We start from the raw sequence: 21249 nt of genomic DNA on the forward strand, positions 1-21249 counted from the left end.
CGAACGACCGGGACGTCCGCCGCTACGCCCTCCGCAAGACGATCCGCAACATCGACCTCGCCGTCGAACTCGGCGCCACGACGTACGTCGCCTGGACCTTGACGCTGGAGCGGCCGTCCAGGCGGAAGTCGCCGAAGCGGTAGCGGTTGCCCTCACGGTCGGTCAGCGTGAAGCCGCGCAGGCTGACGCTGTGGCGGCCGGTGTTCTTGACCTCGACCCACTCCCCGTTCAGGGCGCGGTTGGAGCGGTCGTCGCGGTTGGGGCTGTCGTACTGGACGCCGCCGATGACGACCGCGGAGCGCTGGCCCTTGTGGTCGCGTCCGTGGTCGGCGGCGACGGCCGGCAGGGCCGCCGCGCCGATGAGGGCGCCCGCGGCCACGAGGGAGGCGACCACGCGGCGGGTGGCGAGAGAAGCAGACATGGAGATGACCCCTTCAACAGACAGCCCGGTCCGGTCTCCTGAAAGCCGGACGGGCTCCGAACGGTTCCCGGCGTCCTGCCGAGGAGCCACACTCTTTCGCCCCCGGCGCGCCAAAAGGTGGACCAATCGGCGCGTGTTGCCAAATGCGGATATATCCATGACTATCCCTTGAAGTCAATAAACATCTAAGCTGCGTTGGCGTACGCTCGTGCCCGTGCCACGTTCCCGCCTGCACCATGTCGCCGTCCTCGTCCTCGAAGGGGCCAAGCCGCTCGACGTCGGCATTCCCGCCCAGGTGTTCTCGACCCGCGCGAGCATGCCGTACGAGGTGAGGGTGTGCGGTGCCGCGCCCGGCCTGGTGACCGGCGGCGACGGACTCTCGTACTACGTCGCCCACGGCCTCGAAGCACTGGCCTGGGCCGACATCGTCTTCGTCCCCGGCTACCGCTTCCCCGACCGCGACGACCCGCCCCGGGCCGTCGTCGACGCGCTGATCGCGGCCCACGCCCGCGGCGCGCGACTCGCCGCCATCTCCACCGGCGCCTTCGCGCTCGCCGCCACCGGACTCCTCGACGGCAAACGCGCCACGACGCACTGGCACTACGCACGGGCCCTGGCGGCCAAACGCCCGCTGGTACGGGTAGACGAGAACGTCCTGTTCGTGGACGAGGGCAGCGTGCTGACCTCGGCCGGCGCCGCCTCGGGCATCGACCTGTGCCTGCACGTCCTGCGGGGCGACCTCGGGGTGGCCGCGTCGAACCACGCCGCCCGGCGCCTGGTCGCGGCGCCGTACCGCAGCGGCGGCCAGGCGCAGTACGTGCCCCGCAGCGTGCCCGAGGTGCTCGGCGAGCGGTTCGCCGCCACCCGCGAATGGGCGCTGCACCGGCTCGGCGAGCCCCTCACCCTGGAGATCCTCGCCCGGCACGCCGCCGTGTCGCCGCGCACCTTCTCGCGCCGCTTCGCCGAGGACACGGGGTACACGCCGATGCAGTGGGTCATGCGCGCCCGCGTGGACCTGGCCCGTGAGCTGCTGGAGCGGTCGGAGCGCGGCGTCGAGCAGATCGCCGCCGACGTCGGCCTCGGGACCGGATCCAACCTGCGGCTGCACTTCCAGCGGATCCTCGGCACCACGCCGAGCGAGTACCGGCGCACCTTCACGCGGGGCGAATAGCCGCGCGGGGCCTCCCTTGGCGCGATCCTTGCGGACCGTGGCAATCCCGCCGCTGTCACGGCCGCGACCAGCGGGGGAACCTGGTGGCGAACCCGAAAGGACACGCCTCATGACTCGCATCGCCATCAACGGATTCGGCCGCATCGGACGCAACGTGCTGCGCGCGCTGCTCGAACGCGACAGCGACCTCGATGTCGTCGCCGTCAACGACCTCACCGAGCCCGCCACCCTGGCGCGGCTGCTCGCCTACGACACCACCTCGGGCCGGCTCGGCCGCCCGGTGACCGTCGAGGGGAACGTCCTGGTCGTCGACGGCCGGCGCATCACCGTGCTGGCCGAGCGCGAGCCGGCGAACCTGCCGTGGGCGGAGCTCGGCGTCGACATCGTGCTGGAGGCCACCGGCCGTTTCACCTCGGCCAAGGCGGCCCGTGCCCACCTCGACGCGGGTGCGAAGAAGGTGCTGGTCAGCGCGCCCGCGGACGGCGCGGACGTCACGCTGGCCTTCGGTGTGAACACCGACGCGTACGACCCGGACCTGCACACGATCGTCTCGAACGCCTCCTGCACCACCAACGCGCTCGCACCCCTGGCCGCGGTCCTCGACGACCTCGCGGGCATCGAGCACGGCTTCATGACCACGGTGCACGCCTACACGCAGGAGCAGAACCTCCAGGACGGCCCGCACCGGGACGCACGCCGCGCCCGCGCCGCCGCCGTCAACATCGTGCCGACCACGACGGGCGCCGCCAAGGCGATCGGCCTCGTCCTGCCGAACCTCGACGGCAAGCTGTCCGGCGACTCGATCCGCGTGCCGGTACCCGTCGGGTCGATCGTCGAGCTCAACACGACCGTCGCCCGCGACGTCACGCGCGAGCAGGTGCTGGAGGCCTACCGCGCCGCGGCCGAGGGCCCGCTCGCCGGCGTACTGGAGTACTCCGAGGACCCGCTCGTCTCCTCCGACATCACGGGCAACCCGGCCTCGTCGATCTTCGACTCGGAACTGACCCGCGTCGAGGGCCGCCACGTCAAGGTCGTCGCCTGGTACGACAACGAGTGGGGCTTCTCCAACCGCGTGATCGACACGCTGCAGCTGCTCGCCGCGCGCTGACCCGCGGCCGGTGCACGGGGCGCCCGCGGCGGCGGGCGCCCCGTCCTGCTCCCAGGACGGCCGACAGGCCCTTCCCACCCACCCGGACACGGCCTCCACCGGCGGCGACAACGTTCGGTTGTCGAGCCGGCCGGACGGTTGTTGGATCCGCGGGAGCGCCTGAGATGAGCTGTGACCACAGCGGTCCGACGGACCGCGGGACAGGACACGGCCACCGAACGGAGCTCCCCATGACCGGCACCGACCCCAAAGCAGTCGTCACCCGGTACGTCGAAGCGGTGCGCGACGGCGACCTCCCCGCCATCCGCGACAGCTTCGCGCACGACGCCACCTGGACCTACCCCGGCGACCTGCCGATCTCCGGCACCTACGAGGGCCGCACCGCCATCCTGGAGGACTTCCTCGGCTCCGTCGGCCCGCTGATCCGGCCCGGCACCACCGTGATCGAGCTGACCCACGCCTTCGCCGACGGCGACCAGGTCCTCGCCGAATGGACCTCGACGGCGACCACGGTCGACGGCGCGGCCTACGCCAACCGCTGCGCCGGGGTGTTCACCGTCCGCGAGGGGCGGATCGCCGCGGTGCGCGAGTACGCGGACACCCGGCACACCGCGGACGTCCTCTTCCCCGCACACCGCCGCTGATCCCCCGGCCACGGCCGGCTAGCCGTCGCCCCACTCGTCGGGCGCCCCGCCCAGCCAGCGGATCGGCGGCCACCCCACGGCGGTCTCCAGACCGGCCGCGCGGAACATCTCGACCACATCGGCGAGGGAGTGCGCCATGCCGAGGGGGCGGTCCTCGCCGTGCACGTGCGCGACCACCGCCCGGCCACCCCCGGGAGCGACCGGATGGACGACGACGTGCAGGCGATCGGGCATGCCCCCAGCGTGCGCGCGCCGCGGCGCCCCGGCACGCCGGGCGCTCCGTACGGGCGACCCCGCACACCCGCCCGGACGGGCCGCGGCCACCGTGGCGGGCGCGCCGGCGGTCAGACGATGCCGATGACGAACGAAGCCCGGTAACCGGCCCCGTCCCGCACCGGGTTCAGCGTCAGACCGGCACCCTTGGACGCGAACCGGTCGTCGCGGGTGTTGGGGTGCGCGGGGGCCTTGCGGCGGGAGTAGGGATCGCCCGCGTACACCGTGTTGAGCAGTTCCTCGGGCAGGAACAGCTGGGAGGAGACCGCGGTGCGGCGCCCGGGGCGGACCTTGAAGTGGACGTGCGGGGCGATGTGCGCGTACCACCCCGGCACGATGGTGCGGAACGACACGCGGCCGTCCCCGTCGGTGGTCTGGGTGCCGCGCAGATAGCCGGCACCGCGCTGCGAGTACAGGCCGGAGGCATCGGCGTGCCAGATGTCCACGGCCACCTCCGCCAGCGGGGTGCACCCCTTGGCGGCCCGTACGATCTGCAGGTCCAGCCGCAGCGGGACGCCTTGGCGGTCCTCCGTGACGTCGGAGCGGATCTGGCTCTTCGGGGTGTAGTACGGGCCCTCCCCGGTCTCGGCGGCCAGGACGCAGGAGGGCGGCGGGCCGGACGGGTTCGGTGTGACGGCCCGTGCGGCGGCGGCCCGGCCGGCGGCCGCCTCCGTCGTGCCGTCCGGCCTTCCGGCACACGCCGATGCCAGACCGGTGAGGGCGGTGGTGCCGGCGGCCAGCAGCAGCGTACGTCGGCGGGTGTCCAGGGGGCGGGGCTCGGGAGTCACGGCGCGCCTTTCGCGGGGGTCGGAGCCATGGGCTCCACCGTGGCGCAGCCGCTCCCGCAGCTCTCCCGACACGCCGTCGCACGGCCGCCGCCTACCTCCCCCCGGCCGATGCGCCCGACGGATGCCGGGCCGGTCGGCGCGCTCGCCTACGGGCGGTGGGCCGTGACGACGTAGTAGTCCAGGATCCGCCGCTCGTACGCCTTCAGGAAGTTCCGCGGCCAGGTGTCCGGCGCCCACAGCCGGGACAGCCAGGCGTCCCAGCCGGCCCAGACCCGGTGGCCGATCGACTCGGCCCGCGCCCCCGCGAGCCCGGACGCCGTGAGCGCGTCGGTCAGGGCGGAGACCGGGCGGGCGATGTCCAGCCCGTTCGCGTAGGTGTCCAGCAGCAGGGCCAGTTCCCCGTCCCGGGCCGGCGAGTCGTCGGCGGTGAAGAAGCTGGCGACGGCGACCCGTCCGCCCGGACGCAGCACGCGCGCCGTCTCCGCGGCGAAGGCGGACAGGTCCGGGAAGTGCTGTGCGGCCTCCACGCTGACGACGGCCTCGAACTCGCCGTCCGCGAAGGGCATCCGCTCCGCCGCGCCCCGTACGAATCTCAGCCGTTCCGGTGCTTCGCCGAGGAGGCCCGCGTGCGCCTCCCGGGCCCGGCGCAACTGGGCGGGGTGGATGTCCATGCCGGTGACCCCGGCGGGGTGGCGCTCGCGCAGGGCCAGCGCACAGCCCATGCCGAGCCCGCAGCCCACTTCGAGGACCCGCAGCCGCTCCAGCGGCCCGGCGGCGTCGAGGACCCGTCGGTAGAGGTCCTGCTGGCTGCGGATCCGCTCCGCCTCGCCGAGCGGGGCCGTCAGGTCGATGCCGTTCCAGTAGCCGAAGTTGATGAACCCGCCGGCGAAGACCGGCTCCCCGCTCAGGTCGGCGGGCCCGTACGTCTCCCGTACCGCGGGCCGCATGACGGGGAATGAATCCTCGGCCTCGAACGCCACGCCGTGACACCTCCGGGAAACGCGGAACGCCGCCGAACGTACGGACGCGCCCAGTCTGGCAGCATCCGTACGCCCGAACGGGGCGGACCCGGACCCGTGGCCCGTGTCGTACCCCGGACGGCCGGAAACGAGCGGTACGGCAGGTGGCCGGCCGGACCGGTGGCGCGAAAGTGATCATCGATCCGGTATCCGGACGTGTGATCCCTATGCTGACGCCATGCTCGACATACCTCTTTCAGCGCTGGAAGTCGCGATGGTCCAGACGGACTCCCGCGCCCTGGACACCCTGCGGGACACCGCCGCCTTCGCGCAGGGCATCGAACAGCTGGGCTACCACCGGATCTGGTACGCCGAGCACCACCATTCGCCCGCGATCGGAGCGTTCCCGCCGGTCGTGCTGATCGCGCACGCCGCCGCCTCGACCTCGGCGGTCCGTCTCGGCTCCGGCGGCGTGCTGGCCCCCAACCACGCCCCCCTCATGCTCGCGGAGCAGTTCGCGACGCTGGCGGCCCTGCACGAGGACCGCGTCGACCTGGGCATCGGACGCGGCCCCGGGACCTTCGACGAGGGCATCGCACGGGCACTGCGCCGCGGAGCCGGACCGGTCACCGACGCGGAGTACCGCGACGACGTGGCCGCCACCCTGTCCTTCCTGGTGGACGAGGCCGCCCCGGGCCCGCTGCCGGAGCCGTGGCTGCTGGCCTCCAGCCCGGCGGGCGCCGCCCTCGCCGCGGAGCTCGGTCTGCCCGTGGCCGTGGCGCACCACATCCGGCCGGACAACACCGGGGCGGTCCTGGAGCGTTACCGCGCGGAGTTCACCCCGTCCCGCTGGTGCGAGCGGCCGCGCGTGCTGCTGTGCGTGGAGACCGTGTGCGCCGAGACGCAGGAGGAGGCCGCCCGGCGCGTCGGACCGATGGACGTCGTCAAGGCCGGGCTCCTCAAGGGGGTGAGCGACCGGCCGTTCCCCACCCCGGCGGCCGCGGCCGCGCACCCCTTCACGCAGGAGGAGCGGCAGGCGCTGGCCCACTTCCGGGCACAGCAGGCCGTCGGGACGCCCGAGACCGTCGTACGACGGCTCGCCGAACTGGCGCGCGAGACGGGCGCGGACGAGCTGATGCTCACCACGCCCGTCTACGACCTCGGTGACCGCCTCCGCTCCTACGAGCTGGTCAGGAAGTACGTGGAGGCCACCGCCGCACCATAGGCACCGGCGCGCCGCAGGCCGTGGCGGTCAGGACGGGCGGGTGGAGGAGAAGGCGGTGACGGTCACCTTGTTGTCGCACTCCGCGAAGATGCCGTCGTCCATGGCGATCTGGTGCGAGCCCGCGGCGGGGACGCCCAGGACGAGCGTGGGGAAGGTGGCGGGCGTGGCGCCGGACACGCAGTAGCCGTCGGCCTCGCCCTGGACGTTGACGAAGGTGAGCTTGGTCCAGGCACGGGCGCCCGGGGCCAGGGACACCGCGGTGGCCGGACCGCTGTGGGCGGTGGCCAGCGGGAGGTTGTGGTCGGGCGAGCCGTTGCCGGCTCCGGCGACCGTCGGGAACCCCTGGACCGTGCAGGGGTGGGCCGAGGTGTTGGTCACCGAGACGACGGCGGCACCCGTTCCCGTACCCGGCGGCCGGACGTCGGCCTGGTGGGCGTCGGAGACCTTGACCTGCCCGATCGTGCAGGGCTTGGTACCGCCGGTACCGCCGGTGCCGCCGGTGCCGCCGGAGGAGGTGACCCCGGCCGGCTTCGGCTCGGCCGGCGCGGAACCCTTGGGTGTCGCGGAGGGCGCCGACGGGGCCGAGGGCGCCGACGCCGATACCGGCGTCGACGGCTTGGCGACCGCGCCGTCCCCGCCGGTGGGCGTACAGCCCGTCATCAAGGCCGTGACCGTCATCGCTGCCGCCAGCACCGCTGCGGTCCGGCCGACGCCTGCTGTGTACTGCATGAGCGCTCCCCGAGGTCCACGACCGGTTCCGCACCGGCACGCGTGGCCGGACACGCGACCGGGCCCCGCCCGGTTCTCGGGGGCACGGGGTTGTGGCGGTTCCGTGACGTGAGGCGGACCGGACGCGGCGAGACGTGACCGGGCGACCCCCACCATCGTCGTACGGGACCGCCCGCCGCCCCCGCCGCGCGGCGGGGGGAGCCCGCGTCCCCCGCCCGGGGCATGATGACGAGGTGAACGTCTCCGCGACGGCCGGCGGCGGAGCCGGTGTCCCGGGCTCCCTCCGGGTGGCTCCCACGCCCCGGACCGCCGTCGCCTGGCTCCCTCCTCCCGCGCTGTGGCCCCCGATCCAGAGCATCCGGGCCGAGCACGACCCCCAGATCCGCCGCTGGCCACCGCACGTCAACCTGATCTTCGGCTTCGTCCCGGAGGACGACTTCGCGGCCGCGGCCCCGCTGCTGGCCGCGGTGGCCGCAGAACGGGAGCCCTTCGCCGTCCGCCTCAGCGGAGTGCGTACGTTCGGGCACCGGGCGTACGCCACGGTGTGGCTGGACCCGGCGGCAGCCGGCCTGCCCCCCTGGACGGCGCTCCAGGACGCTCTGACGGAGCCGTTCCCCCTGTGCCGCGGCCGGTTCCCCCGCTTCACCCCGCACCTGTCACTCGGTCGCACCGGCCGGGACCCGCGTCGCCTGGCCGCGGAGTGCGCCGCGCGCCTGGACAGCATGCCGGCGCGGGTCGACGACGTCGTCCTGCTCTCCCGCCGGGGCGACGGGCCCATGCAGCCCCGCGCCACGATCACCCTGGGTACCGGGGCGGTGGACTGGCACCGCGCCCCCGGCACCTGACGGCCCGTGGGACCCCCCGCCACCGTGGGCGCCCGCGGCGTGCCCTTCACCCTATGGCGGAGATCACATGCAACGCGCCGGTGCCCGCGGACACTTCCCACTGTGGACCAGCAACTGTTCGCGGACATCTACGACGCACACGCCCGGGCGGTGTACGCGCACGCCGTCCGCATGACCGCGGAGCCCGCCGGGGCCGAGGACATCGTCTCCCTCACCTTCCTGGAGGCCTGGCGGCTCCGGGAGTCGCTCGACGAGGTGGTGAACCAGCGCGCATGGCTCTTCGGGATCGCGACGAACGTCATCCGCAACACCCGCAGGGCGGCCCGCCGGCACCGCGACGCGATGGCCCGGCTGCCGCCCCCCGCCGCGGTGCCCGACGTGGCGGACGCCGTCGTCTCCCGCATCGCCGACGCCACGCACGCGGCCGCCGTCCTGGCCGTACTGCACCGCCTGCGCCGTACGGACCGCGAGGTGCTCCTCCTGTACGTGTGGTCCGGACTCGGCCACGAGGAGGTGGCACGGGCGTGCGGGGTGGCCGTGGGAACCGTGCGTTCGCGCCTCTCCCGGGCCCGCGCCCGCCTGTACAAGCTCACCGAAGCCCACCTCGCCGAGCCTGCCGCCCCGCGGAACGCCCCCGCGCAGCACCCGTCTCCCCGAACCGCCCGGGAAGGAACCCTGTGAACGCCGCCGACCCCACAGCCGACCCCGACCCGCGCCCGGAACCGTCCGAGCGCGGGGACGTCCTCCACCGCCTTCCCGGCCTGTCCGACGCGGACCTCCCCTTTTCAGGGCGCCACCGGCTGAAAGAGCACCTGATGAGCGAAGCGGAACCGACCCCGCGACGACCGTCGCGTACCCGTCGGCCGGCAGCCGTGCTGCTCGCCGCCGGAGCGGCGACCTGCGCCGTCGCCCTGGCGGTCGCCCTCGGCGGGCACGGGTCCGACGGCCGGGGTCCCGTCGCCGCCCCGCCCGAGCCGGCGGCCGTGCGGCTGCTCGACCGCGTGGCCGTCGCCGCCCGGGCCCTGCCCGCCCCGGCGCTCCGCGACGACCAGTTCGTCTACACGCGGACCACGGGACACTCCACCGCACTGACCGAGACCGCCGGCGGGGCGATGGAGGCGTCCCGCACGGACGAGTCCGCCGAACGCTGGCTCTCCGTCGACGGATCCGCCGACTCGCTCGTGCGCACCGCTCGCGGCACCTCCACGGAACCCGCGTACGGCAAGGGCGCGGGCACCCTCGGCAGCCCCACGTACCGCTTCCTGGAATCGCTGCCGACGGACCCCGGCGAGCTGCTGGACCTGATCTACGCCGACACCCGCCGCAACCACGGTCCGGGCTCGGGCTCGACCACCGGCCCCGACCAGGAGGCGTTCGTCGCGATCGGCGACCTGCTGCGGACGATGGAAGCCCCGCCCGGTGTGAGCGCCGCCCTCTACCGGGCGGCCGCGCGCATCCCCGGGGTGGTCTTCCTGCCCGAGGTGCGGGACGGGGCCGGACGCGCGGGCGTGGCGGTCGCGCGCGTCCACGACGGCGAACGCACCGAATGGATCTTCGACAAGGACAGCCTGACACTGCTCGGCGAACGCACCGTGCTCCTGGAGGACAGTGCCTGGGGGAAGGCGGGGGACACGGTGACGTCGGTGGCCGTCATCGGACGGGGCGTCGCGGACCGGGCCGGGCAGGCACCGCGGCCGTAGCGCCGCGGAGCGCGCCCGAGCCGTCCGTCTACCGCGCCCGCATCAACAGGTGGCCCCGCCGGAAGCGCTCGCCCTCGCACGGCTCCCGCAGCATGCGGCCGACCTCCACGAACCCGGCCTCGCCGGCCAGCGCCGCGAGGTCGTCGACCGGCCAGCGGTAGGCCGTCGTCACCTTGTGGTCGAAGGCTGCGACCGGGCCGCCCTCGGACTCGAAGAAGGCGAGGAGCAGGGCGCCGCCCGCCGTCAGTACGCGACGGAACTCGGCGAGGTAGGAGGGGACGTGCCCCGGCGGGGCGTGGATGACCGAGTACCAGGACAGGACGCCGTCGAGTACGCCGTCGGCCAGGTCCAAGGCGTCCATCGAACCGACGTCGAACCGCAGACCGGGGTACTCCTCGCGGGCGAGCGCGATCAGCGCCGGTGAAAGGTCGATCCCGAACGCGTCGAGTCCCAGGCGCCGCAGATGGTCCGTCACATGTCCGGGGCCGCAGCCCAGTTCGGCGACGGATACGGAACCGGATCCGGACCCGGTGGTCCGTGCGAGTTCGGCGAACGCCGCGATGACCGAGCGGTCCAGCGGGAGACCGTCGAGCGCGTCCCGGGCGAAATCGGTGTAGAGGGCGGCGAGCGCGTCGTAGGCGTCCGCGGTCGCGCGCAGGTGCGGGGCTGTTTCGGTCACGGGGACACAGTAGGGGGCCCGGGACCGGCCCCGGGCGGAGCTGCGGCCACTGAAGATTCCGCTTTCCGACACGGCAACCAAAATGTACAATTTCTACATATTTATATGAATTTTACCCATCCTTCGTGGGAGTGGCGACGAATCCCTGGGGCAACCGGAATCCGCGCTGTGCAGGAGATGAGATTCATGAACGTTCCCACCCGCTTCCGGCATCTGGCCGTCGGCGTGGCCACGACGGGCCTGCTGGCCGGGGGAGCGGCCCTCGGAGCCGCCGGCGCCGCCTCGGCCGCAGCGGCGCCGACGTCGCCCACCCCCTCCTCGTCCGTCACCTCCGTCCTCACCGACGACCATGACAACAACGGCAACGGCAACGGCAACGGCGACGGAAACGCCGACCACAACGGCGAGGGCCGTCACGACGGCAACCGCTACGGGAACAACGACGGCAACAGCAACAGCAACAGGAACGGCAACGGCTACGGCTACGCCCACCAGGACAACAACCGCGACGGCCGTCACGACGGCAACCACGATCAAGGCAACCGTCACGACCGCTGCACGTGGGAGCGCGGCCACTGGAGCAAGATCTGGATCAGGGGGCACTACGAGAAGACGTGGCACGAGGGCAAGTGGCACCCTGGTTACAAGGACCACGACGGCCGCTGGCATCCGGGTTGGAAGAGCCACGGCTGGTGGGAGAAGCACTGGGTCCCCGGCCATCAGAGCACCCACTGGGTGAAGGGGCACTGGAACTGCCACGACAAGTGGTGACCGGAGCCCGATGCGATCCCGGACCCCACCGCGATCCCGACGGTGCGGCGGCAACCGCTCATTCAGGTACAAGACTTGACGGTAGCCAGCCCGCGAGTAGACCCGCAGCGCACCGTACGGCCGACCCCGGGGGGTACGGCGGACCGCCACACCCCCGGGGTCAATGAAGGCTACGGCCGTCTGCTCCGCAACGGGGGTCACCGCCCGACGGTGTTCATCAGGACGATCGCGGCGATGTCCGCGAGGATGACGGCGACGACGCCGATGATCATGGCCCAGGCCCTCTGCGAGTCGTCCAGCTGCATGCGGTGCCTCCTGAGGGGAACGCGACCTCCGGCCATGATGGCCCCGTCCCGCGCCCGCCGCAGCCCGGCGCCGCGCCCGAGGCCGTCTGGAAGACGGGCTGACGGACCCCCGCTCCGCCGTGCCCGCCGCAGCGGACGGGGCTACCGTGGACGGGTGCGCCACCGCTTCGCAGCCTTGGCACTGACGGCCGCGCTCTGCGGGACCACACCGTCCTGCGGCGTACCGGGGGCGGCCGCCCCGGGGCTTCGGGCAGTGCCCGACGACCCGGTGGCGGCGCTCTCCGCAGGCGTCTCGGCCGTTCCCGCCGGGAAACTGCGCGCCAGCTACCGGACCGGCTGCCCCGTACCCCCGGACCGCCTCCGGCTCGTCCGGTTGAACCACTGGGGCTTCGACGGCAAGGTCCACCGGGGCGAGCTGATCGTCCACCGCGACGCCGTCGGCCCCCTGCTCCGCGTGTTCGCCCGGGCCTTGGAGGACCGGTTCCCGATCCGGCGGATGCGCGTCACCGCCGAATACGGCGGCAGCGACGAGCGGGCCATGGCCGCGGACAACACCTCCGCGTTCAACTGCCGACGGGTCACCGGCGACCCGGCCCGGCTCTCACGGCACGCCTGGGGCGACGCCGTCGACATCAACCCCGTCGAGAACCCGTACGTCGACCGCTACGGCACGAGCCACCCGCCGAACGGGCGGCCCCACCTCGACCGCGACCGCGCGGGCCCGGGCGTGATCCGCCCGGACTCCGCCGTCACCAGGGCCTTCGAGGCGGTGGGCTGGTCCTGGGGCGCCCGCTGGTCCGAGCCGGACTACCAGCACTTCTCCGCGAACGGCGGCTGAGGACCGGCCGGGACCGGAGGCGGGTCTCAGCGGCACAGGGCCGTGTCGACCACGTCCTCGCCGTGTTCCATGGCCGCCTTGCCGGCCGGCTGGATGGTCACCGCGATGTCGACGGCCGCCCGGCCGTCCTCCCTGACCCCGCCCCGGGTCCCGTACCCCGGGAAGCTGCCGCCGTGACCCCAGTACCCCTCGCGGTCCTCGACGCTCGCCAGTACACCGGGCATGCCGTCGGAGCGCACCACGGCATTCCTGCCCTGACCGTTCACGCACGGCTCAACTCCTGTGGAATCGTCTGGAAACCTGCAAGCGCGCCGGGACCGGCATGTCGGTGTGCGAGGTCCCCGGACGATGCGGCTACCGCCCGGGGCCGGGTGGGGCTACCCGCCCCGGTGGCCCGCCGGAGGGCGTCCGGTACGCCGAGACCCCGCCCGGGCCGTGAGGTTCACGGCTGGGACGGGGTCTCGGACGACCGGTCCGGCTCGGGGACGGGCTCAGGTCCGGGCCGGCTCCGCGGAGGGCCCCTGCGCCGGCTGCGGCTTCGGCTGCGGCTCCGGGCGCGGACGCGGGTGGACCGCCTCCTGCGGCAGCCTGGGCTCCAGGCGAAGGACACCCAGGGCCGAGACGGTCGCACCCGCCGCGAGCACCACCCACATCGCCGTCGGCGACAGGGTGAGCAGGGCCGTCAGCACGGCCGGCGCCAAGGCGCTCGGCACCGCCCACGAGAGCTGGTAGACCGCGAGGTGACGGCCGCGGGTCTCCTCCGGAGCGGCCTGCGCGCACAACGCCGACGCCGTGGCGCCGTGCATCAGCTCGCCCGCCGTGAACAGGGCCGTCGCCACGAACACCCCCACCAGGACGACCGACTTGTCGCCCACCCCGGCGAGCGCCGCGAACACGACGAACGACGAGGCGAACACCGCCGCGCCCAGTGCCACCGCACGGGTGCGGCGGAAGGCGACGAGCGCCCGGGTGACCGGGATCTGCAGGAGCGCGATCCCGACCGTGTTGACCGCGTACAGCACACCCACGAGCGAGGTCGAAGCCCCCAGGTCCTGGGTGACGTACGCCGGGATGCCGACGGCCAGCACCGTGTAGCCGAACGCCGTCGGCACGTTGAGCAGGGTCAGGGCGAGGAAGGGCCGGTTGCGGGCCACGAGCCGGTAGCCGCCCTTGCGGGAGACCCGGGGGGCCGCGGAGTCCGGTGCCGTCCTGGGAATCGGGATGGAGCCGAAGCACACGGCGGCCAGCACGTATCCCGCGGCCGTGCAGAACACGATCACGTAGTAGAACGCGTCGCTGCCCAGGGCGAGGACCGCACCCGCGATCAGACCACCCACGCCCAGACCGGCGTTGCGCAGACTGCGCTGCGCGGCGAGCAGCTTGTCCCGCTCCGTGCCCCGGACGAACTCGGCGATGAAGGACTGGATCGCCGGCGGGTACGAGGTGTCGCCGAGCGCGACCAGGAGGATCACGGCGAACATGCTGACGCCGTTGTCCACCAGCGGGTACGTACAGAACCCGGCCGCCCGCAGCAGGTACCCACCGGTGACCACGGCCCGGGCCCCGAACCGGTCGATCAGGACGCCCGCCGCCGGATTGCTGACCAGACCGATCACGGCGGCGGCGGTCATCAGGGTGCCGACCTGCGTGAGCGGCAGCCCGGTGACGTGGTGGAAGTACAGCAGGGACAGGGGCAGGTACATGCCGGCTCCGGTGGCGTCGACCACCATGCCCAGCATGTAGCGCGTCTTCGCCGACAGGCGGGCTCCGGTCATGGCGCGTCCCCGATCTCGCTGTGCTCCCGCACCCACACCCCGAGCTCGCGCAGCCGGCGCTCGCACTCCGTGCGGTTCGGCGCCGTGCCGACCGCGGCGGCGAGGAAGTCGGAGGAACCGGAAGCGGGCGCGATGACCTGGCCCTCCTCGGCGTAGAGCCAGAAACCGGCGAGCCACGGCTCCTGGGGCTCCTGCGGCAGCGAGCGCACCAGACCCGGCTGCTTCATCAGGAGCATCTGTCCCGCCATGCACCGTGGCGCGGGCAGCTCACCGGACTCCGCGCGCTGCCGTACGGCCGCGTGGAGCTCGTGGCCGGCATCGGCGCGCACCGCGTACTCGCCGAGGTGCACGCCGAACAGCGTCCCGAAGACCTCGCGGATCTTCGCGCCGCCGGGCCGGCAGGCGATCTCGCACAGCACCAGCCGGTCGTCCGGGGTGTGGAAGACCTCCATGTGGAAGGCGTAGTCGCGCAGCCGGGAACCCTCGGGGGCGAGCGCGGCCAGGACCTGCTCGGAGAGGTCGAGCAGGCGCGGGGTGATCGGGTCGTCCGGGTCGAGGGTGAGGTCGATGCGCGGACCCGCGTCGGAGGCGAAGGAGGACAGGTCGTACTGGTACTGCGACGGCCAGGCCATCGCCACCCGCCCGTCCGCCACCAGACCGTCCACGTGGCACATGCGGCCCGGGACGTAGCCCTCCAGCAGGACGTCGTCCCGCTCGCCCGCGCCGTACACCTCCGCCAGGCACTCCTCGAAGGACGCCTCGTCCTCCAGGATGCGCAGGCCGATCGCGTTGAAGCCCTGACGCTCCTTGAACACGACCGGGAAGCCCTGGGCCTCCGCGAACGTCCGGGCCTCCTCGGCGGTGCGCGGCTGCAGCCAGGCCGCGACCTCGATGCCCGCCGCCTGTGCGCGCGTCTTCATCAGGGCCTTGTCGCGGAACGGCAGTACGTCGCCGTACCAGGCGCCCGGCAGCCCGAACCGCTCGCGCAGCCGCGCGGCCCGCAGCATGTCCGCCTCGTGCAGCACCGTCACGCCGGTGATCTCGTGCTCGGCGGCCAGTTCGAGCGCGCGGGCGTCGACCTCGTCCGCGTCGAAGTCGTCGAAGATCTCCAGCCGGGTGTAGCCGAGGTCGCCGTCGGGCACCTTCTCACCGGCGAGTTCGATCTTCTCGCGGGAACCGAGGAGGACGATGTCGCCGGTGTGCTCCGGCAGCCAGGACCGGAACGGGAACGGCTCCAGCGGGTTGCGGTGCAGGATCAGCAGGTTCTCGCGCCGCTTGACCTCGGCCGGCCGCGCGAGGACGGTCTCCCCGTCCGGCTGCGCGAGGGTGATGCGGATGTGCTCCCGTATCACCTCGGCGCCTCGGCGTATCGCCGCCGTGGTGTCCCCGGCGGAGACGGCGATCAGGCCGAGCCGGTCCCAGTTGTCCTTCAGCGGCCGTACGTCGTCGCCGGGCCGGGCACTGACGCGGACGTCGATGACGCCCTGCGCGGCACGCGCCTCCTCGACCCCGGCGACGGACTCCACACGGGTGCCCGGCGTGCCGACCAGGGTGCGCACGGCGGCGCCCCCTCGTGCCCGGGGGCGGTCGGGCAGCTCCTCGGCCAGGCCGAAGGGGTGGGCGAGCGCGAGCGTGCTCAGGTCGATGCCGAAGGCGCTCTGCACCAGCTCGGGGATGGCGTCACCGGCGATCCGGTTGTGGCCCTCGATCACGCGCGGGCCCTTGGCGGTGAGGCGCACCTCGGTGTGGCACACCCCGTCGCGCATGCCCATCACGTCCAGGAAGCCGCGCACCGCGTCGCGCGCCGCGTCCTCGTCGGCCGCGGACAGCCGGGCCGGGACGGCGTGGCCGAGCTCGGCGAAGTGGCCGTCCGAGGTGAACTTCTCCGTGATCGTGACGATCACGTGGCGGCCCGCGAAGCTGAAGGACTCGACGCTGAACTCGGGTCCGTCCAGGAACTCCTCCATCAGGAAGTCCTGCAGGACGAACAGCGAGGAGACGCGGTCGGTCCGGGTGCCGGAGAGCCGGACCACCTCGTCCCAGACCCGGTCGGCGTCCTCGGGTCCCCCGACCCGCTGCACACCGATGCTCGCGGTCGCGTCGACGGGCTTGACGATGAAGGGGAAGCCGTACTCGGCCCCGAAGGCGTCCAGGTCCTCGCGGGCACGCAGGGAGCGGGCACCGACGGCGTGCGCGGGGTCGTGCTCGGCCACGTAGCGCCGCATGGCGGCCTTGTCGCGGATCCGGGCGGTCACCTCGTAGCCGGTTCCACCGAGGCCGTACAGGTCGTTGATCCGACCCGCGTTCTCCAGTCCGGGCTCGGTCAGGGAGAGGGCCGCGGCGAAGCCGGGGCCCTCGTGCCAGGCCCGTACCAGGGGTTCGACCAGCGACCAGTCCGTGAAGTCCACGACCTCGACGGCAGCGGCGAGCGCGTTCTGCTCCTCGCTGACCTTGGTGGGGTGCTGGAGCAGCAGCACGCTCAGCCCCAGGTCGTGGGCCTTCCGCACGGTCTCGTCGGTCCCACCGACGAGCACCAGGGTGCGCTCGGGGTTCATTCGCTCTCATCTCCCCCTGCGTCAGCAGGGCATCTGGCTCGTACGGACTTCGTGGACGGGAGGGATCCGGGGGCGTACGGGATGTGCCGTCGGTCTTCGAAAGGTAACCAGGCGCGCTCGCACGCGACTTGCACCCGCCTGGGCCGGAGCTCGCGCGGAGATCAGGCATCGGTCGGGCTCGACCGGGGGACGACTCGACCACGACTCGGGGCCGGCTCGCACCGGAGCGGAGCCGGGTCCGGCGTCGGGTGGCCCGGGATCCCGCAGCACGGATCCGTGTGCCGCGCGTCACACGTGGCGCCCTTGGGTCCGGGGGCCGCCCCGCGTCCACGATGGGGCCATGGAGATAGGCATCGCACTGCCCCAGTACGGCAGCCACGCGCAGGCCGACCGGATCGCCGGCTTCGCGCGCGACGCGGAGGACGCGGGCTTCGACTCGCTCTGGGTGGGGGACCGGTCGCTGACCCCGGTCGAGCCCAGCGACCTTTACCCGGGCCACACGCCGAGCAACCCGTACCCGCCCGAGTACCGCACCTTCCTCGACCCGCTCACGGTCCTGACCGTCGCCGCCACGGCGACCACCCGGGCCCGGCTCGGCACCAGCACCCTCAACGCCCCCTGGTACCCGCCCCTGTTGCTGGCCCGTACCCTCACCTCGCTGGACCTGGTCTCCGGCGGCCGACTGGACGTCGGATTCGGCATCGGGTGGCTGCGCGACGAATACACCGCGGTCAACGCCGAATTCGGCCGGCGCGGAGAGCGCCTCGACGAGATCCTCGACATCGTCCAGGGCATCTGGACCCGGGAGGAGTTCGAGCACGAGGGCCCGCACTGGCGCGTCCCGCGCGCCCACGTGGGGCTGCGGCCGGCGCAACGGCCCCACCCGCCGGTCTACCTGGGCGGCTTCTCGCCCGCCGCGATGCGCCGGGTCGGACGCCGGGCCGACGGCTGGGTCGGAGCCGTCCTGCCGCCCGAGCGGCTGACCGCGCTCTGGGACACCGCCCGGCGGGCCGCGGAGGAGGCCGGCCGGGACCCCGGCACGCTGCGCCGCACCATCCGCTTCAACCCCGGGCCGGGTGCGTCGTACGAGGAGGTCGCGGCGGTCCTCGCAGGGGTCGGGGACACCGGTGCCGACGGCTGCTTCGTCGACTACCAGCAGTGCGTGCGCGAACCGGACGAGGCGCTGGAACTGGGCATCAAGGTCCTGGAGCGCGTACGGGCCGGATAGCGGCCCGCCACCCCGGTGTCCGCACACCCCGGGTGTCCCACACCCCGGCGCCCCCACACCCGGGCCCCCGTCCCGGCACCCTGTTCCCTGAGCCCGGAACCCCTCGGGAGAGGATGGCCGGGAGCACGAGGACGAGGGGGCGCGGGGGACGTGGGCGACGACAGGTTGCGGGATCGCGAGGGCTACGAGGCACTGCTGGCCTCCATGGGGCTGGAACCCCTGGGGACCTGGTGGCTGCCGGGCGTACGGAAGGCCGCCACGGCGCGACGGCTCCTCGCCGTGGCGGCGGCGGAGGGCGAACCCGCCGCCGGCCCGGCCGAAGCGGCCGCACTCCTCCTCGGCGGCGGCCGCGAGTTCCTGCTCGCGTTCGAGGGGCCGTGGTCCCCGCGGGGCTGCATGGGCCATGCGTGGCGCCGGGTCCGGATCAGCGCCGCCGATCCCGTCGCGGCCCTCGCCGGCATCCTCACCGGTGCGGATCCCGATCCGCGGGGTCTGCTCCTCGCCACGACGGACGGGGACACCGTGGCACGGGTGGGCGCCGGTCCCGGCGCCCCGCGGCCGCTGGTCCTGACCGGGGTGGACGCGCGGATCGCCGCGGCGGCCGAGGCCGGTGCCCGACGGGGCGCCGAGGACGACGCGGCGGCCTGGGAGGCGTTCCTGGCGGGCCCCGCCCCCGCTCCGGCCGTCGTGGACGCCTGGGCCGAAGCCCTCACCGTCAACCCGGCCACCCCCGACCCCGTCCGACGGGAACTGCTCCACTCCTGCCCCGAGCTGTGGTGGCGGCTCCCGCCGGACGAGCTCGTGGAGCTGGCCCTGGCTCACCCGGATCCCAAGGCCACGCTCCGGGCCATCGATCTGGGGCGCGGGCTGACCCCCGCCCACTGGACCCGGCTCCTGCGCGCGGCCGCGACCGAACGCGAACGGTGGCTGCTCACGACGCTCGCCGCCGACTGGCGGGTCGCCCTGGACGAGGAGACCTGCGCCCTGCTGGCAGCCGATCCCTCCACGCGCGTCCGGGCCGAAGCCGCCGGACTGACCGGACTCCCCGAGCGCCAGGCCGCCCTGCTGGCCGAGGACCCCGACGCCGGGATCCGGGCGAGGGTCTGCCGGACCTCCTGGTCCGTACTGCCGGCCGACCGCCGCCGGGCCCTGCTCGCCGACGGGTCGGCCGGAGTACGGACCGCGGCGCTGCTGCGCGACCACGAGGCCCGGCTGCTCTCGAGTGAGGACTTCGTACGGGAGGAGCTGGGCGAGCCGGCCGTCGAGAGCTGCCGTCTCGGCCCGGACCTGGTCGAGCACCTCCTCGCCACCGGCGACGCGCGCCTGCGCAGGGCGCTCGCCGCCAATCCCCGCCTCGATCCGCGGACCGTGGCCCGGCTGGCCGAGGACCCGGACGACTCGGTGCGGTACACGGTCGCGCTCCGCGCCGACCTCACCGAGGAACAACGGGCCGCGATCCGGGTGGACGTCGACCCGTCCGGCATGTCCCACACCCTGCCCTGGGTCGCGGACCGGCACGAGGACCCGGAGGCCATGCGCGTGCTCGCCGCCTCCTCGCACGTCCTGGTGCGCCGGAGCGTGGCCCGGGCCCGGCGGCTCCCGCCGGACGTGGTCCAACGGCTGGCGTGGGACACCGACCGGGTGGTGCAGCTGTTCCTCGCCGAGTCCTGCGAGGACGCCCCGGCCGAGATGCTGCTGCGGGTGTGGACCTGGTGGACCGGCAGCCTGTCGTCCCCCGGACGCCCCCGTACGCACCCCAACTTCCCCCGCGAAGGCCTGCTGAGGTTCGCCGACGACCCGCACGGACGGATGCGCCGGCTCGCCCTGGACGATCCGCAGTCGCCCCCGGAACTCGTCTCCCGCTTCGCCGGGGACCGCGACCCGGAGGTGCGGTACCGGGCGGCGGAGGACCCGCGCCTGCCCGTCGCCGACGCGATCCGCCTGACCGAGGACCCGGCCGACTCCGTACGCGCGGCCGTCCTGCGGCACGGCCCCCTCCCCGCGGCCGTGCTGGCGGCGAGCCTGCGGGACCGGGAGACGGTGGGTGACGCCGCCCGCAACCCGGGCATCCCGCCCCACGTGGTCCGCGCCATGGCGGCCCGCTGCACCGCCTTCACCGCACAGGCGAAGGAAGCCTGACGGCGCCCCCTCGCGGGTCCTGCGCGGCGGCCTCCTCCAGCAGGTGGTGCTGGAGGCGTGCGTGGCGGAACTGGTAGACGGCGCCGACCCGGCGCAGGACCCCGCGCCGGTAGGCGTCGTCGAGGAAGTCGACGGTGGCCCAGGGGAGACGGCCGGTCAGGGGAAGCCAGAGGCGGGCCAGGAGCACCCACTGGCCCCAGGCGGTGAACGCCAGGGCGTACGAGAACGAACCGGCCAGGCCGCCGACGGCGCCCAGCGCGAGCCCGTCGGCCAGGGGCCAGCTGAGGGGACCGGCGACTCCCCGGAGGAGTTCGGTGATCAGACGGCCGCCGAAGGCGATGACCAGGGTGAGCATGGGCGCGAGGAACAGGGCCTGGCGCACCACGATGCTGCGGTTGACGGCCAGCAGGTCCGTCGGCGTGGCGGCGGATCCGAGGTCGAGGGGGGTCTCCAGGGCGGCGACGAGTCCGAGCACCAGGCCGCCCGCCAGGGCGAACGTGAGCCCGTACACGAGGGAGTTGACGACGGTCGCCTCGATCAGCACCGCGCGGGGCGTTCCGCGGGCGCCGGTCAGCAGGGCTCCGGTGGTGAAGCCGAGCCCGCAGCCGAGGCCCAGGACGAAGCCGCCCAGGAGTCCTGCAGAGCACAGCGTGGCGCACCTGCGGGCGGCCGGGCCGTCGGCCCGGCGGACCCGTCCGCGTCCGGGCAGGCGCATCCGCACGCGCGACGGCGCGAACGCCCTGACGCCGAACACGGCCAGGAGCGCGTAGACCAGCCCGAAGGAGAGGCCGACCACGGGGCCGAACAACAGCGCGTCCAACAGGCCCGCGCCCAGTGCGAACGCGGCGCTGTGACCGGCGGCCAGGTTCTTTGCCGGGAAGACCAGCCAGTCGGCGACGCCGGTGACCAGGGAGCAGGCGAGGACGACGGCCAGGACGCGGGAGGACAGCCGGACCGAGTCCCGCAGTTGCCACCAGGCCAGGTCCTGGCGTTCGAGCCGATCGGGCCCGTCCAGGTGTCCGGCGAGGTGGACCAGGTAGTGCCGGGCGCGTTGCGGGTCCCAGCCGCGGCGCGGCCGGGCCCGGCCGCGGGGCCC

At 73.9% G+C, this 21249-nt stretch carries 19 protein-coding genes and 2 pseudogenes; 11 read left to right on the plus strand and 10 right to left on the minus strand.

Annotation, left to right across the window (positions count from 1 at the left end):
* Positions 1-121: 121 nt before the first annotated feature.
* Positions 122-580, minus strand: a pseudogene (locus ABZW32_RS34365) (lamin tail domain-containing protein); the annotation flags it as partial.
* 55 nt (positions 581-635) lie between these two features.
* Here ABZW32_RS34365 and ABZW32_RS34370 point away from each other — a divergent pair.
* The 3 genes from ABZW32_RS34370 (at position 636) to ABZW32_RS34380 (ending at position 3344) form a co-directional block, all read left to right on the plus strand.
* Positions 636-1592 (plus strand): helix-turn-helix domain-containing protein, encoded by a 957-nt coding sequence (locus ABZW32_RS34370; RefSeq protein WP_356223819.1) that lies wholly within the window; start codon positions 636-638, stop codon positions 1590-1592.
* A 109-nt stretch (positions 1593-1701) separates the two neighbouring features.
* The gene (gene gap / locus ABZW32_RS34375; protein WP_356223822.1) at positions 1702-2700 is read left to right on the plus strand and encodes a type I glyceraldehyde-3-phosphate dehydrogenase; all 999 of its coding nucleotides are present in this window, start codon (positions 1702-1704) and stop codon (positions 2698-2700) included.
* 230 nt (positions 2701-2930) lie between these two features.
* Entirely contained in the window at positions 2931-3344 is a 414-nt protein-coding gene (locus ABZW32_RS34380) for a nuclear transport factor 2 family protein (RefSeq protein ID WP_356223825.1), read from the plus strand.
* Between the two features lie 18 nt (positions 3345-3362).
* Here the strand turns inward: ABZW32_RS34380 and ABZW32_RS34385 are convergent, their stop codons facing one another.
* From ABZW32_RS34385 to ABZW32_RS34395, 3 genes are all read right to left on the minus strand, one after another.
* On the minus strand, positions 3363-3578 hold the full coding sequence (locus ABZW32_RS34385) for a hypothetical protein (RefSeq protein ID WP_356223828.1): 216 nt from the start codon (positions 3576-3578) through the stop codon (positions 3363-3365).
* Between the two features lie 110 nt (positions 3579-3688).
* Positions 3689-4405 (minus strand): intradiol ring-cleavage dioxygenase, encoded by a 717-nt coding sequence (locus ABZW32_RS34390; protein WP_356223831.1) that lies wholly within the window; start codon positions 4403-4405, stop codon positions 3689-3691.
* Positions 4406-4551: 146 nt separating this feature from the next.
* The gene (locus ABZW32_RS34395; RefSeq protein WP_356223834.1) at positions 4552-5385 is read right to left on the minus strand and encodes a methyltransferase domain-containing protein; all 834 of its coding nucleotides are present in this window, start codon (positions 5383-5385) and stop codon (positions 4552-4554) included.
* Between the two features lie 217 nt (positions 5386-5602).
* Between ABZW32_RS34395 and ABZW32_RS34400 the strand changes: the two genes are divergently transcribed.
* On the plus strand, positions 5603-6589 hold the full coding sequence (locus tag ABZW32_RS34400; RefSeq protein ID WP_356223837.1) for an MsnO8 family LLM class oxidoreductase: 987 nt from the start codon (positions 5603-5605) through the stop codon (positions 6587-6589).
* A gap of 27 nt (positions 6590-6616) precedes the next feature.
* Here the strand turns inward: ABZW32_RS34400 and ABZW32_RS34405 are convergent, their stop codons facing one another.
* Positions 6617-7318 (minus strand): DUF4232 domain-containing protein, encoded by a 702-nt coding sequence (locus ABZW32_RS34405; RefSeq protein ID WP_356223839.1) that lies wholly within the window; start codon positions 7316-7318, stop codon positions 6617-6619.
* A 233-nt stretch (positions 7319-7551) separates the two neighbouring features.
* On the opposite strand from ABZW32_RS34405, the gene ABZW32_RS34410 reads away from it, so the two are divergent.
* From ABZW32_RS34410 to ABZW32_RS34420, 3 genes are all read left to right on the plus strand, one after another.
* The gene (locus ABZW32_RS34410) at positions 7552-8163 is read left to right on the plus strand and encodes a 2'-5' RNA ligase family protein (protein ID WP_356223842.1); all 612 of its coding nucleotides are present in this window, start codon (positions 7552-7554) and stop codon (positions 8161-8163) included.
* Between the two features lie 102 nt (positions 8164-8265).
* On the plus strand, positions 8266-8844 hold the full coding sequence (locus ABZW32_RS34415; RefSeq protein ID WP_356223845.1) for an RNA polymerase sigma factor: 579 nt from the start codon (positions 8266-8268) through the stop codon (positions 8842-8844).
* A complete protein-coding gene (locus ABZW32_RS34420) occupies positions 8841-9863 on the plus strand; it encodes a CU044_5270 family protein (RefSeq protein WP_356223847.1) in 1023 nt (340 codons plus the stop codon). The genes ABZW32_RS34415 and ABZW32_RS34420 overlap by 4 nt, the downstream gene beginning before the upstream one ends.
* Positions 9864-9891: 28 nt before the next feature.
* Here the strand turns inward: ABZW32_RS34420 and ABZW32_RS34425 are convergent, their stop codons facing one another.
* Positions 9892-10542 (minus strand): class I SAM-dependent methyltransferase, encoded by a 651-nt coding sequence (locus ABZW32_RS34425; protein WP_356223850.1) that lies wholly within the window; start codon positions 10540-10542, stop codon positions 9892-9894.
* Between the two features lie 186 nt (positions 10543-10728).
* On the opposite strand from ABZW32_RS34425, the gene ABZW32_RS34430 reads away from it, so the two are divergent.
* On the plus strand, positions 10729-11313 hold the full coding sequence (locus ABZW32_RS34430) for a hypothetical protein (RefSeq protein ID WP_356223852.1): 585 nt from the start codon (positions 10729-10731) through the stop codon (positions 11311-11313).
* A 459-nt stretch (positions 11314-11772) separates the two neighbouring features.
* Complete coding sequence (locus ABZW32_RS34435) at positions 11773-12456, plus strand: M15 family metallopeptidase (protein WP_356223855.1); 684 nt, start codon at positions 11773-11775, stop codon at positions 12454-12456.
* A gap of 26 nt (positions 12457-12482) precedes the next feature.
* Here ABZW32_RS34435 and ABZW32_RS34440 read toward each other — a convergent pair whose 3' ends face one another.
* The 3 genes from ABZW32_RS34440 to ABZW32_RS34450 form a co-directional block, all read right to left on the minus strand.
* Positions 12483-12722, minus strand: coding sequence for a hypothetical protein (locus tag ABZW32_RS34440; RefSeq protein ID WP_356223858.1), 240 nt, complete (start codon positions 12720-12722; stop codon positions 12483-12485).
* Positions 12723-12947: 225 nt separating this feature from the next.
* On the minus strand, positions 12948-14231 hold the full coding sequence (locus tag ABZW32_RS34445; RefSeq protein WP_356223860.1) for an MFS transporter: 1284 nt from the start codon (positions 14229-14231) through the stop codon (positions 12948-12950).
* Positions 14228-16786 carry an ATP-grasp domain-containing protein gene (locus tag ABZW32_RS34450; RefSeq protein WP_356223862.1) on the minus strand — a complete coding sequence of 853 codons (2559 nt, stop codon included), beginning with the start codon at positions 16784-16786 and terminating at the stop codon, positions 14228-14230. The genes ABZW32_RS34445 and ABZW32_RS34450 overlap by 4 nt, the downstream gene beginning before the upstream one ends.
* Positions 16787-17126: 340 nt before the next feature.
* Here ABZW32_RS34450 and ABZW32_RS34455 point away from each other — a divergent pair, with 340 nt between their 5' ends.
* Both ABZW32_RS34455 and ABZW32_RS34460 read left to right on the plus strand, forming a co-directional pair.
* A complete protein-coding gene (locus ABZW32_RS34455) occupies positions 17127-18014 on the plus strand; it encodes a TIGR03619 family F420-dependent LLM class oxidoreductase (protein ID WP_356223865.1) in 888 nt (295 codons plus the stop codon).
* Positions 18015-18164: 150 nt separating this feature from the next.
* Positions 18165-20153 (plus strand): PE-PGRS family protein, encoded by a 1989-nt coding sequence (locus tag ABZW32_RS34460; protein WP_356223868.1) that lies wholly within the window; start codon positions 18165-18167, stop codon positions 20151-20153.
* Here ABZW32_RS34460 and ABZW32_RS34465 read toward each other — a convergent pair.
* Positions 20128-21249: pseudogene (locus ABZW32_RS34465) on the minus strand (XRE family transcriptional regulator); the annotation flags it as partial. The gene ABZW32_RS34460 and the pseudogene ABZW32_RS34465 sit on opposite strands and share 26 nt — an antisense overlap.

It is taken from the genome of Streptomyces sp. NPDC004667 (genome assembly GCF_040609475.1).
Lineage (GTDB): Bacteria > Actinomycetota > Actinomycetes > Streptomycetales > Streptomycetaceae > Streptomyces.